The organism is Alcanivorax sp. HI0044 (genome assembly GCF_001634945.1).
Genome location: NZ_LWEZ01001032.1, coordinates 1 through 505, shown reverse-complemented (window position 1 = coordinate 505; position 505 = coordinate 1). Strand labels below are relative to the sequence as shown.

At 61.4% G+C, this 505-nt stretch carries 1 protein-coding gene; it reads left to right on the top strand.

Translation table 11 applies throughout. The annotated features are described in order from the left end of the window. Window positions 1-137: 137 nt before the first annotated feature. Window positions 138-505 (top strand): phage tail protein (locus tag A3730_RS31650; RefSeq protein ID WP_197477463.1); only part of this gene is annotated, 368 nt, incomplete at its 3' end.

Here is a 505-nt window from a genome sequence, read left to right as displayed (position 1 = left end):
GGACCGTTGCCAGAAGCAGCTCTGCTGGGCAGATCGTTCCAGCCCGCTACTGACACTCCCCCAAACCGGCGCTCAGCAGCTGGCTCACTTGAGCTGGCAACCGGGCAGTAACTTGCTGATCAGCGTATGAGGTCACTATGAGCGAACCCTTTCTCGCCGAAATCCGCATCTTTGCGAGTAACTTTGCCCCACGCGGCTGGGCTTTTTGTAATGGGCAACTGCTGCCGATCAGCCAGAACACCGCGTTGTTCAGCCTGATTGGCACCACTTACGGAGGAGATGGCCGCTCGACCACCGCCCTGCCCAACCTGCAAGGCCGGGCACCCGCACATCCCGGCAGAGGCCCCGGACTGCCAAACTATCGCCTTGGTCAGGTGGCCGCAAACAACCCGGTAGACGTGGTACAGAGCGTCGTGCCTGACCGTAACCTGGGCAATAGTCAGACCACCCGCAGCGTGGCCGCCAAAATACCTGCGGGCGATCAGCGCCACCCTTATCTGGGGCT